This is a genomic window from Geomicrobium halophilum (genome assembly GCF_014207655.1).
GTDB lineage: Bacteria > Bacillota > Bacilli > Bacillales > Marinococcaceae > Geomicrobium > Geomicrobium halophilum.
On sequence record NZ_JACHHJ010000003.1, the window covers coordinates 319,910 to 334,431 of the forward strand.

The following is a 14,522-nucleotide window of genomic DNA, read 5'->3' on the forward strand; positions in this document are numbered from 1 at the left end:
TCACGATCTATTTTTTACATATGCCTCCAGCATTTCATTCATTTGTTCTGCTGTCCGTCGATAGTCATCAAGATCGCCACCAATCGGGTCAGTGATTTCCTCGTCGTAACCACTAACGTCCCCGAGCTTTGTGATCTTCTCCGCATAGTGAGGGAACTGTTGCTGAATTTGAGCCGCATGACTGTCTGTCATCGTCCACACTTCATCTGCCCATTCTAGCAAAGATATTGTTAATGGTTGTGAACGATGCTGATCCAGGCTCGCCCCATATTCACGGACAACAATACGTGCATGCGGCGCAGCTGATGTACTGGAGAATGCTTGCAGGCCTGCTGACTTCACTTCTAGTTGATCGGATTTCTCAGCCAAAAGAGCCGCGGCCATCGGGCTGCGGCAAGTGTTGCCCGTGCATACAAGCAAGACCCGATTAACCCCCATTATTCTTCCTCCTCGATTCTTTCTTTAAAAAACGTTCAAAAAGCCCGGGAAAATAAAACAGCTTACTCAAGAACCTTCCGCTAAGTGAAACTCCTGTAACAAACGAAATTATGCATCGCACGTATCCATGCCATGCGCTATGGCAATTTGCAGTTACGTTTCTAATTCTTCAGTGTACCCGTATTTTAACATAGAATTAGAACGTTTACCCTAATCCAAGTGTGTAAAGCATTGGGCGAAGGGTATTTAACCCAAACAGCATAAGGATGAGGCCGCCAAACCCTTCACCGATACTGCCAATCTTATGGCGGAGCAAAGTGGCCGCCCTCAAGCCCAGCCATGTAAGAAAGGTACTCATAACGCCAAATACAATAATGACCATTATTACTTCAACACCAAAAATACCGAGAGACACTCCAATTGAAAAACTATCTAGACTAACAATGAAAGCAAACAAAAATAAACCCATCCCATGCAAATGAAACGACGTTCCTTTTTCAGCTTTTCGGCTTGAATTTATCATTTGAATACCAATAACTAAGAGAATAAGACCCGCCACTACCTGAGCAATTTCAGCGTTATACATACTCGTCATCCAAAAACCTAGGCTAATTCCAAGAAGCGGCATTAGCATATGAAACAGCCCCACTGTTATAGCTATTTTAAGAATGTGAATACGAAGTGTTTGGAGCCCAAATGCCATCGCAACAGAAAAGGCATCCATCCCTAATACGGTTGCCATTACGGTCGTGCTCAACCATTCACTCATCTCATTCCTCCTGTCTCTCATAAACTTATGCGGACAAGAAGGAAAATAGAAATACGAGCCTAATCATTCATTTTTAAAGAACGACCCTGGCTTACACATCTTATCGCGGGTATGATCTTTTCCCTTAGCCATTGTCGCGGCGAAACTGCTATTACGAGTCATCTGCAGCTTTTCTTAGGCGATTCATGATGGCTTTCCCAAGCCCCGCTTCTACAAACGTTTGCACAAACAGGATATCAACATCTAACTTATCTACATCACGTAAAATGGCGTATAAACGTGATGAAATACTGTCCAAATCCCCAGCCGAACCTAAAATGAGAATTTCCTCAGCCGTAATTAATGATTCACGTTCCGACGTTACAGCGGCCGCCACTCGTTTGCCTTGTTTTTGCGCTTCGGCAATACGCTTTTGCATGATGTCTACGGAGCCTTCTACAAGCAAAAGCTGTGTCTTGGGGGCATAATGACGGTATTTCATCCCGGGTGCACGAACGCTCTCCTTCCCTTTCTCAACGCTTTCGGACGCGATTGAAATGCCTAGCGTTTTCTGGAGATCTTCTTCTGTGACACCCCCCGGCCGCAAAATCACCGGACGTTCACCGCTCACATCAACAACGGTCGACTCCAACCCATAACCCGTCGGCCCGCCATCAATAATCGCTGCCACACGTCCATCCAAATCCTCCTTTACATGTTCCGCACGGGTAGGACTCGGCCGTCCTGATCGATTCGCACTCGGTGCCGCCACAGGAACAGCGGATGCGGATATGATGGCACGGGCTAAATCGTGTCCAGGCATACGAATAGCTACGGTGTCTAACCCTCCGGTTACCGTAGCTGGTACTTGTTTACTTACCGGAAAAATTAACGTTAGCGGGCCAGGCCAATACTGCTCGATGAGTTGATCGGCAATCGAAGAGCGTTTTGTGACTAAGGCGTCCAATTGTTCGAATGATCCTATATGTAAAATCAGCGGATTATCACTTGGACGTCCTTTTGCCTCAAAAATCTTTTGCACAGCACATGTGGATAAACCATTCGCTCCTAAACCGTATACTGTTTCTGTTGGGAATGCGACAAGTTCTTCTGTACGTAGTAGTTTCGCGGCTTTTTCGATACATTCTTGATCATTGTGCACATCAACAAGTTTATCCACAACCCAGTGTTCCGTTTGTTGGTAATTCACTTTTGCCTCTCCTTTTCTTCCATAAAACCCTTCTATGACAAGGGATAGGCGGCTAACTTCATTAACTTGAGTTATCCACAATAATGCGTGATTTTTCCACAGGTCTGATCATAACCTTCTTAAGCATTGAATAAATCCTCCCAAATTTCTGCTAAAAAGAAGGTAAATTCAGGCCCATTCTCTTCTTCATCCTCCTGCTCCTTTTCTTCCTCGCTTTGCTCCTCTTCCTCTTCGCCGATACCAAGATCAGTTAAACATAAAGGCGGAAAAAGAACACACCACCAATTTTCCCCTTCACCTTCTCCAATTTCAATCACGAGCGCTTCATAATCCCCTGCCGGGTAAACAAGCGGTCCATACACACGGGTAGGAAACTCTACCTCTTTCTGCAAGGAGACATCCACAGGCAAAGAATCATCATAATTATGGACAACTTCTTCTGCCTTTTTTTCAATTATATCCAAATGGGATTCAAAAACTTTTCGCGCCTCTTCTATGGACGGAACTTCTTCCATGTGATCCGCACTGTAAAGCGCCACTTCATCCCTGACTTGACGTTTGATTTCTTGTTGCAAAAGTGAATCATCGTGGGAAAATATTCGTAAACGTATTGAATCCTCAGTTACTTCATCTTCTTGTTGCCAATGCTGCTGTTGACTTTCCCAATTCCCTACAACTAAAAATAATCCGATAAAAATATAAATAATCGCAAACTTCATTTTTCATCCCCGTCCTCTCTACCCCCAGTCTGGACAGAGGACGGGTCGCATTAAACAAAAAATCATCCGACAAAGTTTTTACCTTTCAACCGTGACGATACGATCTCTCCCATTAATGTCCTTGACAATATTCACCGTTGCATCAGGAAGCTGTTGTTCCATAAGCAGAACAACAGCAGGCCCTTGGGTGTCCCCAATTTCAAAAAAAGCGAGACCGTTGTCGGCAAGCACGTAAGGGAGATCCATTGCTAATTGTCGATAAAAATGTAAACCATCTCCGCCTGCATCTAATGCTTGACGAGGCTCATAATCTCGAACAAGGGGTGCCAGTCCCTTCCAATCACGCGTGGCAATATAGGGAGGGTTCGAAACGAGTACATCGACAACTTTGCCGTTTTCTCTTAATGGTGTGGCCATATTTCCTTCCAAAAAAGTGATTGATGGCGCGTGAAGCTGAGATGCGTTTTCCTTTGCTACTGTAATGGCGTCTGCTGAAATATCTGTAGCCCATACCTCTGCCTCCAGCCATTCAAGAGCAAGTGTAACTGCGATAGCACCACTACCTGTGGCAATATCTGCAATTATCGGCCGTTGAAAACGCTTCTTTGCTTTTTCCAAAATGAGCAGCACTAGCTCTTCCGTTTCCTGTCGAGGAATGAGAACAGCAGGATCAACGTTGAAATGACGTCCATAAAAAGAGGCCATGCCTGTAATATATTGAATAGGTTCCTCTTGTCCGTGGCGATCTACCATTTCCTTAAATTGACCCCACTCCTCTTCATTTAAGCGTTCCCTTAAATGAAGTTGATAGTGCACACCTTCCAGTTGCAGCACATTTTGCATTAAATGCTCCGCCGCTTTACTTTCAAGATCTCGTTGTTTTAAAAAAGACGAAGCCCAATGCAGGGCTTCGTACACACGTGGAGGTTCCGTCATTGTCCCATCAAATCCGCTTGCTCTTCCACAATTAAAGCATCCGTAATTTCATCTAGATGTCCTTGTAAAACCTGATCAAGTTTTTGAACCGTGAGTCCGATACGATGATCGGTCACTCGACTTTGTGGAAAATTATACGTACGAATCCGTTCTGAACGATCTCCAGTCCCTACAGCCGCTTTGCGGTTTTCTGCATACTCTTCTTCTGCCTCTTTTTGATACTTGTCGTATATACGTGCCCGTAAGACTTTCATCGCTTTATCACGGTTTTTGATTTGGGATTTTTCGTCTTGGCAAGAAACGACAATACCTGTAGGCTCATGCGTAATACGAACGGCAGACATCGTTGTATTTACGCTCTGTCCCCCTGGACCGCTAGAAGCGAAGGTATCAATACGTAAATCCTTATCATGAATTTCTACTTCTACTTCTTCAGCTTCCGGTAAAACTGCAACCGTAGCGGTCGATGTATGAATGCGGCCTCCAGATTCAGTTGAGGGCACACGCTGTACACGGTGGGCCCCATTTTCATATTTCATTTTTGAATAGGCACCTTCGCCGTTAATCGTAAAAATAATTTCTTTAAAACCGCCCATATCCGTCTCGTGCGATTCAATGACGTCCGCTTTCCAGCGTTTCATCTCCGCATAACGGGAATACATACGAAATAGGTCCCCTGCAAAAAGCGCTGCCTCATCCCCGCCGGCAGCTCCACGAATTTCAACGATCACGTTCTTGTCATCATTGGGATCCTTTGGAATGAGGAGAATCTTCAATTGCTCTTCAAGCTCTGTAATTCGTCCGTTTAATTCTTCAATCTCCCCTCTTACCATTTCCCTCATTTCGTCATCGAGATCGTCCTTAAGCATGGTTTTCGCTTCTTCCAGCTCTTCATTAGCAGCTTTATATTCGCGATACTTTTGAACCGTTTCCTCTAAATTTGATTGTTCCTTGGAATAATCACGTAATTTGTCCGGTTCGTTCACAATGTCAGGGTCACTCAACCACTCATTGAGTTGATAATAGCGATCCTCCACTGACTGTAATTTATCGAGCACAACATTCACCTCATCACATTCTACTGTTCTCAGTATAATATAAGGTTCTGGAAGCGTCAAAACAGCACGGGGTTTTTCACCATGCATGAAGGGGAATGCTTCAGTATGGAGGTGTAACATTTGAAACGTTATGTGATTATTGGTGGAGATGCCGCAGGGATGAGCGCTGCTATGCAAATTGTCCGTCGTAAGGGACCTGGCAATGCACAAATCACTACACTGGAGAGAGGAACGATTTATTCTTATGCACAATGTGGTTTGCCTTATGTCATTGAAGGGTCAGTATTACATCCTGATGATTTAATCGCTCGATCCATTGAGACCTTTCGAGAAGAATATGGCATTGATGCACGCACCGAGCATGAAGTCAAAAACGTAGATACACAAAATCAAGAAGTTCACGGAATTGACCGGAAATCCGATCAGCCCTTTACGATAACTTACGATAAATTATTAATTGCCTCCGGGGCAGATCCGATTCTTCCACCTCTTCCAGGTACTGACGCCGAAGGGGTGCACACGTTGAAGACCATCCCGGACCTTAAGCAATTACGCAAAGACATGCATGAACGCCACCATTTAACGATTGTCGGCGGTGGTTATGTCGGCCTTGAACTAGCGGAAGCTTTCAAAACCCGAGGGTTCAACGTCCTTCTCATTGATCGGAATAAACAATTAGCCAAAGTTTTCGATCCAGATATGGCTGAATTATTACAGGAAGAGACTAAAGACCAAGGTATTGATGTACGACTAGGAAAAAGCGTTACCGAACTGAAAACGGCAAATTCCGGCCGTGTTTCTGCGGTATGTATGGGTGAAGAGCAGCAAAACACAGACCTCGTTGTCTTCGCAACAGGTATTAAACCGAATACATCTTTTTTGGAAACAACCGACATTATGTTAAGTGAAAAAGGGGCTATAAATGTTAATGCCCAAATGCAAACGAACGTCAAAGATGTATATGCAGCAGGTGACTGTGCCCTGCAATATCATCGAATCAAAGAACAAGACGATTATCTCCCGTTGGGGACGCATGCCAATAAGCAAGGGCGTATTGCCGGCACCAACATGAGCGGAGAAAAGAAGTATTTTCAAGGCGTGGTCGGAACGGCTATTTTCCGTTTTCTCCGCCTAACCGCAGCACGCACAGGACTTTCTAAAAAAGAGGCTGAGAACATGGGACTTCCTGCTGACTCCGTATATTATAAAGGTACGGACATTGCCGGCTATTTTAATGACAAAAAGCCTATTCACATTAAACTTGTCTACCGTACTGACAACCAACTTCTGCTCGGTTCGCAAGTGATTGGGGAATCCGGTGTTGATAAAAGGATTGATGTTCTCGCAACCGCACTCTATCACAACATGAGCATAGATGAATTCGAAAACCTTGACCTTTCCTACGCACCGCCTTACAACGGTGTATGGGATCCTATGCAACAAGCAGCCAGGCGGGTCCGATAACAAAAAACAACCTCTCCACTTTGTAAGCAGAGAGGTTGATGCTGATTTATGACAGGTGTGCTTTCCGTTCCCAAAAACATGATCCCACTTGCAGCAATAAATCATTTCGTCTTTATGAAGAATCCGTCTCCATTAAAGATTCAGCCACATCTAGAACAATCCCTGTCTCCATCATATATTGTGGTGGATTAACTGGCGTACAACCAACGAGGCTGAAAAGAACCAACAAACAACAGAGCCTTTTAAACATAGCGGGCCCCCTTGGTTACCCTCAATAGGGGGTATATATCTATAATGCCCAAGGATTTATAACATAATAAATGGAGGTTACAGGAAAAGAACCCAATTAAAAAGAGCTGCTCCACCCAGAGCAGCTCTTCATGATTAATCCAAGTTGTATTTTTTCTTGAACTTATCGATACGTCCACCGGCGTCAGCAGCTTTTTGTTTTCCTGTATAGAAAGGATGGGAATCTGAACTAATCTCCACCTTTAGAAGCGGGTAAGTATTTCCATCTTCCCACTCAATCGTTTCTGTTGAAGACTGTGTAGATCCACCCAAAAATTTAAAACCGGTCCCTGTATCTAAAAATACAACGTTTTGATACTGCGGATGAATGTCGTTTTTCATTGATCTCATTCCCTCCTCTACGCTCTTTAGAAATAAGAGGTCTTTTTACACATAAATTGATTTTACCAACGTTGCCCGCGTTTTTCAAGTGCTAATTTATTTTTTCATTTTACGAGGACGAGCTCGATTTCTGTTGTGAATTCGCTCTTGCCTTGTCCCGTTCCATTCGCTCGAAAAATTCATCGTTGGTTTTTGTGTCTTTAATACGTCGTATAAAATGATCGACGAACTCCGGGGAATCATTCATCGTTTTACGCATAGCCCATAAGCTCTCGAGTTGTCCTTTGGAAATGAGGAGTTCCTCTTTACGGGTACTGGAGCGACGAATATCAATGGATGGAAAAATTCGCCTTTCAGCGAGTCGGCGATCAAGGTGGAGTTCCATATTGCCCGTTCCTTTAAATTCTTCATAAATGACGTCGTCCATACGCGAGCCGGTATCTACGAGCGCTGTGGCTAAAATGGTCATGCTGCCACCTTCTTCAATATTACGCGCAGCACCAAAGAAACGCTTCGGACGATGGAAAGCCGCAGGGTCAATCCCACCGGAAAGCGTGCGCCCGCTTGGTGGAATCACGAGGTTATACGCACGTGCCAAGCGTGTGATACTATCCATTAGGATCACTACATCTTTTTTCTGTTCCACAAGACGCATAGCCCGTTCTAATACAAGTTCCGTAACTTTAATATGGTTTTCAGGCACTTCATCAAAGGTGGAGTGAACAACCTCACCTTTCACGGAGCGCTCGATATCGGTCACTTCCTCTGGGCGCTCGTCAATAAGTAGCATAATGAGCTCTGAATTAGGATGATTTTCCGTTATACTGTTTGCTACTTGCTTGAGCAAAGATGTTTTCCCCGCCTTCGGTGGAGCCACGATCAATCCCCGTTGTCCAAATCCTACAGGCGTTACAATATCAATAATACGAGCAGACAGGCGGCCAGGGTTCGTTTCCAAGCGAATTCGTTCATCGGGGAATAGGGGCGTGAGTGCCGGGAAATGGGGGCGTTCCTTCGATGCATCAGGTTCATCCCCATTTACTGCTTCCACTTGCAATAACCCATGATAACGTTCATTATCCTTTGGCTTCCGAACTTTCCCAGAAACCTTATCGCCATTACGTAAATCGAAACGGCGGATTTGCGACGCTGAAATATAAATATCTTGAGAACTTGGTAAATAATTAATCGGTCTTAGGAAGCCGTATCCTTCCGTTTGAATAATCTCAAGAACACCTTCCATGAACATCAGGCCATCCTGTTCCGCTTGCCCCTTCAAAATCGCAAAAATCAGTTCTTGCTTCGTCAATTTACTATAATAAGATATCTTGAATTCTTTTGCGAGCCTGTACAAATCACGCAGCGTCTTTCCTTCAAGCTCGGCCAAGGATAAACTCAACACTCATCACCACTTTCTAATAATTACAGATCTATACTTCGTTTACAGGAATAATTATGGAGAGGCAAGGAAATTGAAACTTCAACAGCAAATTCCGTTGAACGGATCGAGGCAGTTAACCAAGGAGACTGGTTATGATTGGTTAACAACACGGGTTATAATGGTTACCTTCAAAATAACATATCAAAATTCGAAACAAAACCTCTTTTACCAAACATGACAACAACTGACAAAAAAACAATATAGCGATCATACGTTCTCTCACTTAAAATTATTATACCAGTCTTCAAACAAAAAACAAGCTTTAACTTCACTTAAAAAACTTGGCTTACGCCAAGCCTTGGAGAGAAGCCTTCATTAAGAAAAAAATCAGATCGCTCAAAGAGCGATCACGACTTGAATACAAAATCAGGTTTTTTATCAACATTATGCTTTCCGTCTACAAAGCGCACGGTGCCAGATTTTTGCCGCATAACCACCGATTGTGTGGTAGCCCTTGTACTTTTGTAATGAACACCCTTGAGCAGTTCACCTTCCGTCACGCCCGTAGCAGCAAAAATGCAGTCATCTCCGCCGACAAGATCATCCATTTTTAAAATTTTCGTTGTATCCTCTACACCCATGCGTTTACAGCGTTCAGCTTCAGCTTGATCTTTCGGGAGCAATCTCCCCTGGATTTCACCGCCAAGACATTTTAATGCTACAGCTGAAATCACGCCTTCCGGTGCGCCTCCTTTACCGATTAACATATCCATGCCTGTATCATTGAATGCCGTATTGATGGCAGCAGCCACATCCCCATCCTGTATGAGCTTAATACGCGCACCTGCTGCCCTGACTTCATCAATAATATGCTGATGCCTGGGTCGGCTCAAGATGGTAACGACAAGGTCATCAACGTCTTTTCCACGTGCTCTCGCTACTGCTTTAAGATTATCTGTAACCGAAGCATCTAAATCAATCACACCTACAGCCTCTGGGCCGACCGCAATTTTATCCATATACATATCCGGGGCATGTAACAACCTGCCATTATCAGCCACTGCGATTACGGCTAACGCATTCCACTGTCCATTGGCAACAATATTTGTTCCCTCAACGGGATCAACGGCCACATCTACACGTGGACCAAATCCATTCCCCAGTTTTTCACCGATATAGAGCATTGGCGCTTCATCTTTTTCCCCTTCACCAATGACCACGGTTCCTTTCATCGGTATCGTATCGAAAACATCACGCATCGCACTCGTTGCGGCATCATCCGCTTCCTCTTTCTGCCCGCGCCCCATCCATCTCGCAGCTGAAAGCGCCGCGGCTTCGGTAACTCGAACGAGTTCCATGGATAAGCTTCTTTCCATCCTTCTCCCAACTCCTTTAACATTTTATGCAAATATCCCCTCTTCCCACGTTATCAACTTCATGAAAAGGGGCATTAAATTGATTTGCCCATCATATACCAAGATTCCCCTTACTCATTCGCACATTGGTCATCTAGATAGGACGATCCCAGCGACGCTCAAGAAAACGCTTGTAAAAAACTTGAGACGTTAAAAACGTTGAGTCGTTTTTACGAACTTTTCAGTTGATCTTGTTCCTCGTCGGTCATTTCCTCGCGCCAAAGACAAGCACCGAGGCCAATGAGTTTGTCTTCTAGAGCCTCATACCCGCGGTCAATGTGGTGAAGACCGGTGATTTCAGTGACCCCATCCGCCAATAGCCCAGCGATCACGAGTGCAGCCCCTGCACGTAGATCACTTGCTTTCACCCGTGCTCCCTCTAATTTTAAACCACCATTCACCATCGCAGAACGACCTTCAATCTTAATATCGGCCCCCATCCGCCGTAATTCATCTATATGTTTGAACCGCGCGTTGTAGATCGTATCTGTAATAATGCTGGTTCCTTTGGCTTTAGCAAGTAGGGAAGTGACCGGTTGTTGTAAATCAGTAGGAAAGCCAGGGTGCACAAGCGTCTTAATATCTACACCTTTCAAATGGTCGTTCGACCGTACGACGATGGCATCATCCTTAACGAGTACATCAACACCCATTTCCTGTAACTTAGCTGTTAGTGATTCAAGGTGATTAGGGATAATATTTTCAATCGTCACTTCACTTCCCATCGTCGCTGCTGCAATCATATACGTACCGGCTTCGATACGATCCGGGATAATCGTGTGTGCACATCCTTTTAATTCATCTTTACCCTCGATCCGAATGACGTCTGTGCCTGCCCCTTTAATGACAGCACCCATGCTCGAAAGAATCGTCGCAACGTCAATGATCTCTGGTTCTTTGGCAGCGTTTTCAATAACTGTTCGACCTTTGGCTTTAACAGCAGCTAACATGATGTTAATCGTTGCGCCTACACTTACCACATCCAGGTAAATTCTTGCACCTGTAAGTTCATTGGCATGTAAGTAGATGGAGCCCTGTTCATTGGAAACAAAAGCTCCCAAAGCCTCAAACCCTTTAATATGTTGATCAATCGGCCTTGGCCCTAAGTTACAGCCCCCGGGAAGACCGATTTCTGCTTTTTTAAATTTGCCTAACATCGCACCCATCATATAATAGGAAGCCCGTAATTTCTTCACTTTTCCATTTGGCAATGGCATAGGGGTGACAGAGCGAGGATCGACTGTGATTGATTCACCTGCTAACTCCACATCTGCGCCGATGTGAGTGAGCAAATCCTCTAATACTTCAACATCAGAAATAAGAGGAAGGTTATCAATGGTCACCGGTGAATCTGCTAATATTGCCGCCGGTATTAAAGCGACTGCACTGTTCTTGGCTCCACTGATATGGACTTGGCCAGATAGCGCATGTCCACCCTCTACCATTAATTTATCCATGGTTTAGTCACTCCCTATCTTGCCTATTAATCAGTCCCAGTATTGACAAGGTGCTATGCTAATAGACATCTGTTATTTCCCGTTATTTGCTTTTTCCCAATCTGCAAGAAAAGCATCAAGACCCTTATCTGTTAATGGGTGAGTTACTAGTTGATGAATCACTTTAGATGGAATTGTAGCAATATGTGCCCCTTGTTTTGCTGCTTCTGCTACATGTACAGGGTGGCGAACAGATGCTGCTATAATCTGTGTATCAATGCTGTGAACGTTAAAAATATTAGAGATTTCACCGACAAGGTCAAGTCCATTATGACCAATATCATCAAGACGGCCGATAAATGGAGACACGTAAGTAGCGCCCGCTCTTGCAGCCAATAATGCTTGCACACTAGAGAAAATGAGCGTCACATTTGTCTCAATCCCATCCTCTTTAAAAACCTTCACAGCCTTGAGTCCTTCAAGTGTCATCGGTACCTTAACCGTAACATTGGGAGCAATTGCTGCTAATTCTTTTCCTTCTTTAATCATCTCTTCAGCCTCTGTAGTAATCACTTCAGCACTTACAGATCCGTTCACAATTTCTGTGATTTCCTGAAGGCGTGCTTTGAAATCAATCCCTTCTTTGGCAACGAGGCTCGGATTGGTCGTTACGCCATCGAGAATACCAAGATCATGGGCTAAGCGAACATCATCTAAATTAGCGGTATCAATAAAAAATTTCATGAAAAATTCTCCTATCTATAAGAGGATATTCAAAAAAGCCGGGAAAATATAAGAAAGCGACTTTCGCCGTGAAGCAACGGGACCGTTTTTCTAACACTTCCCTGCCTTTAGATCTAAGCTGCTTTGCAAAAAAGGCGAAAGGAATTTAAAATTAGGCTTTACCTGAGGAGCCAAAGTCACGCATCTTTCCTTTTACTGTTTCTTTAATTGCCTCACGCGCAGGTCCAAGATACTTCCGTGGGTCATACTTATCCGGATTTTCATCAAAGAACTCCTTAATTGCGTTCGTTGCTGATATTTGGCTTTCTGTGTTTACATTGACCTTTGCATGACCGTACTCGATGGCACGTTTCACATCCTCAATAGGGAGGCCCGTACCCCCGTGAAGAACAAGTGGTGTAAGACCGACAAGCTTATTGATTTCCTCCATTTGCTTAAATCCTAATTTTGGCTCACCTTTATAAGGGCCGTGTACAGAGCCAAGTGCAGGAGCAAAGCAGTCAACCCCTGTTTCATTTACCAATTGCTCACATTCTTCAGGAATGGCATACATTGCTTCAGCGGCATCCACCACAATATCATCTTCCTGACCACCAATTCTTCCCAGTTCGGCTTCAACCGATACACCTACGGCATGAGCCACAGATACCACCCGTTTCGTGGCTGCAATATTTTCTTGCAATGGGTCGTGGGAGCCGTCAATCATGACAGATGTAAACCCTGCATGAATCGCTTGCACGCAAGATTCAAAACTAGAGCCATGGTCAAGGTGAATCGCTACAGGAACGGTGATTTGATATGTATCCATAAAGGCTTTGACCATTTGGACCACCGTTGAAAATCCACCCATGTATCGGGCAGCACCTTCAGAAACCCCACAAATAAGCGGTGATTGTTCTTCTTGAGCAGCTTGTAAGATTGCTTGAGTAAATTCCATATTATTAAGGTTGTATTGTCCAATCGCATAACGGTTGGCTTTCGCTTCCCGTAACATGTCAGTCATCGAAACCAGCGGCATGAAGATCCCTCCTTATGTACACTTTAAAGTTCATATGCGATTTTAATTGTAACACATTCACTCCATTCATTTCTTGCAATAAATTGAGAATCAATCATCGGGTACCAAAAATTGGCTTACGATCTCCCGCACCTTATGTATATCAAATGGTTTCGATAATGAAGCTAAGAGTCCCAAATCCTCAGCTAATACATTCAGTTCTTCATAAGCTGTAATCATTATAAAACCTGCTGTACAACCCTTATCGCGCATTTTTTTTAATACATCGATTCCGCTTTGATCTGGCAATTTCAGGTCTAAAATCACAACATCAAAATCACACATATCCGCCCATTGCAACGCTTGGCTGCCTGTGGCCGCTTCCTCTACAACGTAACCATCTGCTTGTAAGACTTCTTTTATTAAAATACGGATGCCAACGATGTCGTCAACAATTAGTACTTTTTGCATTTCTATCACCCCTGGCAAAAGAAATAAACATTCAAAAGGAAGCAAAAACCGAGTAGTTGGATTAAACATGGCTTCGAGTACCTACAATCCTTCGAACTAGAGAGATTGTTTTTTCTTTTTCGAGAATTTGATTTTGAGGGACTCGCTTCGGCGTTGTTAAATGTAACAGTTTTTTCCGGCTTTTCTTGAAACAGACTGCAATTTTCCCGAGCTTATTGAGCATCCGCTAATAACTGTTAATTTTACATGTGATTTCCTTCTTTATACTTATTCTGCACCATTCTTTCATCTCCTTTTTTTGTTAGAGTAGAAATGAAAGGGGTTCAGTCTATGTTAAAAATGTATACAACGCAATTGCAACGGGTCTTCTCCTCCATTCAAGACCAGGAAGAGGAGATTGCTGATAGTGCAAGACTACTCGCTCAAGCACTTGTGGGGGAAGGAGAGATCTATGTAAGTGCAAGCAGGAGGTTCGCACCACTTGCAGCTGCTATTGTACAAAATCAGGATACACCTGATGGAATATCCTGCATTTCCTGGACAGACACAATTAAAGTAACCGCTGCCGATCGTTTACTTATCCTTACGAACGGAAAGGAAACAAACCAGGAAATTGAAGACTTGCAGCAACTATTAACCCTCAATATTCCCCTCGTCTTGTTAGGTCCTGGTCACCCCGACCTTTCATTTGTAGAAGGAATGGAGGAGCCCATTATGGTTACGACACCATCATCTCCGATCGTCCCTGCGCTTGACGGAACAAAAAGTGGCTTTCCTACAGAACTGGGTATGATTTATGCATATCAGGCAATGATCTTTCAACTTCTGGAGATAATTGAAGAATAGTATAGGGTTTATAGCATTAACCATTGATA

General features: G+C 43.9%; 16 protein-coding genes. 2 read left to right on the forward strand and 14 right to left on the reverse strand.

Translation table 11 applies throughout. From position 1 onward, the window contains the following. The 6 genes from HNR44_RS12000 to prfA form a co-directional block, all read right to left on the reverse strand. The gene (locus tag HNR44_RS12000; RefSeq protein ID WP_184404531.1) at positions 1 to 438 is read right to left on the reverse strand and encodes a low molecular weight protein arginine phosphatase; all 438 of its coding nucleotides are present in this window, start codon (positions 436 to 438) and stop codon (positions 1 to 3) included. Positions 439 to 643: 205 nt separating this feature from the next. Next, positions 644 to 1,207, reverse strand: a complete 564-nt coding sequence (locus HNR44_RS12005) for a manganese efflux pump MntP (protein WP_184404532.1) — start codon at positions 1,205 to 1,207, stop codon at positions 644 to 646. 151 nt (positions 1,208 to 1,358) lie between these two features. Beyond that, the gene (locus HNR44_RS12010; RefSeq protein ID WP_184404533.1) at positions 1,359 to 2,396 is read right to left on the reverse strand and encodes an L-threonylcarbamoyladenylate synthase; all 1,038 of its coding nucleotides are present in this window, start codon (positions 2,394 to 2,396) and stop codon (positions 1,359 to 1,361) included. Positions 2,397 to 2,515: 119 nt separating this feature from the next. Beyond that, a complete protein-coding gene (locus HNR44_RS12015) occupies positions 2,516 to 3,115 on the reverse strand; it encodes a stage II sporulation protein R (protein WP_184404534.1) in 600 nt (199 codons plus the stop codon). A gap of 78 nt (positions 3,116 to 3,193) precedes the next feature. Further along, positions 3,194 to 4,051, reverse strand: a complete 858-nt coding sequence (gene prmC, locus HNR44_RS12020; RefSeq protein WP_184404535.1) for a peptide chain release factor N(5)-glutamine methyltransferase — start codon at positions 4,049 to 4,051, stop codon at positions 3,194 to 3,196. Next, a complete protein-coding gene (gene prfA, locus HNR44_RS12025; protein ID WP_184404536.1) occupies positions 4,048 to 5,109 on the reverse strand; it encodes a peptide chain release factor 1 in 1,062 nt (353 codons plus the stop codon). The genes prmC and prfA overlap by 4 nt, the downstream gene beginning before the upstream one ends. Before the next feature lie 120 nt (positions 5,110 to 5,229). Here prfA and HNR44_RS12030 point away from each other — a divergent pair, with 120 nt between their 5' ends. Further along, entirely contained in the window at positions 5,230 to 6,573 is a 1,344-nt protein-coding gene (locus HNR44_RS12030) for an FAD-dependent oxidoreductase (RefSeq protein WP_281381419.1), read from the forward strand. Positions 6,574 to 6,685: 112 nt separating this feature from the next. Here HNR44_RS12030 and HNR44_RS12035 read toward each other — a convergent pair whose 3' ends face one another. The 8 genes from HNR44_RS12035 to HNR44_RS12070 all read right to left on the reverse strand — a co-directional run bounded on the left by HNR44_RS12035 (position 6,686) and on the right by HNR44_RS12070 (position 13,647). After that, positions 6,686 to 6,823, reverse strand: a complete 138-nt coding sequence (locus HNR44_RS12035) for a hypothetical protein (protein WP_184404538.1) — start codon at positions 6,821 to 6,823, stop codon at positions 6,686 to 6,688. 134 nt (positions 6,824 to 6,957) lie between these two features. Then, on the reverse strand, positions 6,958 to 7,203 hold the full coding sequence (locus tag HNR44_RS12040; RefSeq protein ID WP_184404539.1) for a type B 50S ribosomal protein L31: 246 nt from the start codon (positions 7,201 to 7,203) through the stop codon (positions 6,958 to 6,960). A gap of 109 nt (positions 7,204 to 7,312) precedes the next feature. Further along, positions 7,313 to 8,602 (reverse strand): transcription termination factor Rho, encoded by a 1,290-nt coding sequence (rho, locus tag HNR44_RS12045; protein ID WP_184404693.1) that lies wholly within the window; start codon positions 8,600 to 8,602, stop codon positions 7,313 to 7,315. Between the two features lie 389 nt (positions 8,603 to 8,991). After that, positions 8,992 to 9,960, reverse strand: a complete 969-nt coding sequence (gene glpX / locus HNR44_RS12050; protein ID WP_184404540.1) for a class II fructose-bisphosphatase — start codon at positions 9,958 to 9,960, stop codon at positions 8,992 to 8,994. Between the two features lie 209 nt (positions 9,961 to 10,169). After that, positions 10,170 to 11,456: a UDP-N-acetylglucosamine 1-carboxyvinyltransferase gene (locus HNR44_RS12055; RefSeq protein WP_184404541.1), complete on the reverse strand. Its 1,287-nt coding sequence runs from the start codon at positions 11,454 to 11,456 to the stop codon at positions 10,170 to 10,172. Between the two features lie 72 nt (positions 11,457 to 11,528). Beyond that, positions 11,529 to 12,179 carry a fructose-6-phosphate aldolase gene (gene fsa, locus HNR44_RS12060; protein ID WP_184404542.1) on the reverse strand — a complete coding sequence of 217 codons (651 nt, stop codon included), beginning with the start codon at positions 12,177 to 12,179 and terminating at the stop codon, positions 11,529 to 11,531. A gap of 151 nt (positions 12,180 to 12,330) precedes the next feature. Then, positions 12,331 to 13,197 (reverse strand): class II fructose-1,6-bisphosphate aldolase, encoded by an 867-nt coding sequence (fba, locus tag HNR44_RS12065; protein ID WP_184404543.1) that lies wholly within the window; start codon positions 13,195 to 13,197, stop codon positions 12,331 to 12,333. A 90-nt stretch (positions 13,198 to 13,287) separates the two neighbouring features. Further along, positions 13,288 to 13,647, reverse strand: coding sequence for a response regulator (locus HNR44_RS12070; protein ID WP_184404544.1), 360 nt, complete (start codon positions 13,645 to 13,647; stop codon positions 13,288 to 13,290). Between the two features lie 330 nt (positions 13,648 to 13,977). Here HNR44_RS12070 and HNR44_RS12075 point away from each other — a divergent pair, with 330 nt between their 5' ends. Further along, a complete protein-coding gene (locus HNR44_RS12075) occupies positions 13,978 to 14,493 on the forward strand; it encodes a DUF2529 family protein (RefSeq protein ID WP_184404545.1) in 516 nt (171 codons plus the stop codon). Positions 14,494 to 14,522: the final 29 nt, after the last annotated feature.

Coding starts and splice junctions, on each gene's coding strand:
- glpX (WP_184404540.1), bottom strand. CDS start 9,960: ATGGAAAGAAGCTTATCCATGGAACTCGTTCGAGTTACCGAAGCCGCG.
- HNR44_RS12055 (WP_184404541.1), bottom strand. CDS start 11,456: ATGGATAAATTAATGGTAGAGGGTGGACATGCGCTATCTGGCCAAGTC.
- HNR44_RS12015 (WP_184404534.1), bottom strand. CDS start 3,115: ATGAAGTTTGCGATTATTTATATTTTTATCGGATTATTTTTAGTTGTA.
- HNR44_RS12000 (WP_184404531.1), bottom strand. CDS start 438: ATGGGGGTTAATCGGGTCTTGCTTGTATGCACGGGCAACACTTGCCGC.
- HNR44_RS12035 (WP_184404538.1), bottom strand. CDS start 6,823: ATGTTTAAAAGGCTCTGTTGTTTGTTGGTTCTTTTCAGCCTCGTTGGT.
- HNR44_RS12040 (WP_184404539.1), bottom strand. CDS start 7,203: ATGAAAAACGACATTCATCCGCAGTATCAAAACGTTGTATTTTTAGAT.
- HNR44_RS12070 (WP_184404544.1), bottom strand. CDS start 13,647: ATGCAAAAAGTACTAATTGTTGACGACATCGTTGGCATCCGTATTTTA.
- HNR44_RS12005 (WP_184404532.1), bottom strand. CDS start 1,207: ATGAGTGAATGGTTGAGCACGACCGTAATGGCAACCGTATTAGGGATG.
- fba (WP_184404543.1), bottom strand. CDS start 13,197: ATGCCGCTGGTTTCGATGACTGACATGTTACGGGAAGCGAAAGCCAAC.
- fsa (WP_184404542.1), bottom strand. CDS start 12,179: ATGAAATTTTTTATTGATACCGCTAATTTAGATGATGTTCGCTTAGCC.
- HNR44_RS12075 (WP_184404545.1), top strand. CDS start 13,978: ATGTTAAAAATGTATACAACGCAATTGCAACGGGTCTTCTCCTCCATT.
- prmC (WP_184404535.1), bottom strand. CDS start 4,051: ATGACGGAACCTCCACGTGTGTACGAAGCCCTGCATTGGGCTTCGTCT.